Source organism: Loigolactobacillus iwatensis (assembly GCF_003950295.1).
Classification (GTDB): Bacteria; Bacillota; Bacilli; order Lactobacillales; family Lactobacillaceae; genus Loigolactobacillus; species Loigolactobacillus iwatensis.
Genome location: NZ_RHNP01000084.1, coordinates 1 through 1566, shown reverse-complemented (window position 1 = coordinate 1566; position 1566 = coordinate 1). Strand labels below are relative to the sequence as shown.

General features: G+C 40.9%; 1 protein-coding gene. It reads right to left on the bottom strand.

Annotation, left to right across the window (positions count from 1 at the left end; translation table 11 throughout):
- Positions 1-79 precede the first annotated feature (79 nt).
- Positions 80-1429 carry an IS4 family transposase gene (locus EKM98_RS11975; protein ID WP_068223115.1) on the bottom strand — a complete coding sequence of 450 codons (1350 nt, stop codon included), beginning with the start codon at positions 1427-1429 and terminating at the stop codon, positions 80-82.
- Positions 1430-1566 lie beyond the last annotated feature (137 nt).

Genomic DNA, 1566 nt, shown 5'->3' with positions numbered 1-1566 from the left:
CTAAAGGTTGAAAGTATCAAAATGGACCGTAACCATTGATGCCAAACGGTTATGGCACATTATATTACTAATTTCCACTTCATTGAGCATTACCGAGTAGCCTGCCAAGGCTATTCGGTAATGCTTTTATAAATTCGTCAAAAATCATATTTAATGTTTCAACCGCCATGTCGAGTTTTTCACCTAGACCAGTAATTGTTTGTATCAACCAATTCAACGCACTTACTAACTTAATATCGGGCAACGGGCGCCCATAATCGAAAAATAAGTCACCCAGTGTCCTGTCGTCCATGTTTTCGCGTTGTGCCAATGCAAGGACGTCATAGCTTAACATGACCATTGCTAGATGACCGCAGAGCCCATCGTAGCTTTGGACTTGAGTCTGATCAAATTGCAGGTATTGTTTGGCGACTTTAAAATAACATTCGATCTGCCACCGCCGACCGTACATCTGAATGATTGCTTCTGGTCTTAGAGCAGTCATTGTGGTCGCCAATACAAGATATTGATCAACCTGGCCGCGTTTGGTTACGAAAACTAATTTCATTGGGATCTTTTCGCCATCAACTTCAAATGTGACGATGGGACTGTATAGATAGTTATCCTTAATTGGCCATTTACTGCGCCGCAAATTAGCGTATAAGGTCTTAATATCCATTTCGCGGCCACGATAACGAAAATAAACCTTTTTAGTTTTTTTCAACATGCCAATCCCATGACAGTGACGTTTTAGCAATGCCGCAAACATCCGCGGTGACGTGTACCAGCTATCGAATAGGACGTATTTGGCCTTGATTCCAGATTTGATTGCCTCATCTACCAATTCTAAAGCGACAGCGGTCATTTTACGTGTTGCCTGCGTACGTCGTTTTGCGGACAGTGATCGTTGATCATTGGACTTAAGGCGCCCAAATCGATTTTTGGCGTGGCTTGATGACATCAAGGCAAAGTTCAGCGGTAAAAAAGTGTTGCCGTCACTCCAGCCTAAAGTTAGTGTCCGGAAGCCTTTAAAATACTGCTGTTTGTCGTGGTCAAAAACACGGGCCAATAGTTCAGTTTTGCGTGAAAATTCACGTTTAAACAATGAATCATCAATGATCAAAGCCTGTCGCCGTCTTGGATCGGTAAAATGTTGAACGTATTGAATCAAATGAATCGCTAATAGCTGAACCAGCCGTTGCCAATTAATATGCGGGTCATTTAGGCAATTTCGAACAGTTCGTTTCGAAAAATCGTTAGCCTTTTCTGCTCTAAAAATGGAGTAGCGATTAAAGATTGTGGTCAATAACCACTCAAATAAGCGTTCAGTTTTAATACCGCGCGATTTATGGATATTGACACGACGCAAAATAGCGGAGAGATGGACCAATTTTGAAAAATGAGCAAAAGAATGATGAATATCAGTGTCATTGTATTGTATAGTAGACATGGGCATGAAACTCCTCTGTATGGTTTTTGTTTAGACGCTTTAAGTATACAGATGTGAATGGTTTCATGTCTATTTTTGTATTAAAATACCCCAGCAGACTGGGGTATTGGGTAACTATTTAACTTTCAACCTTTAGT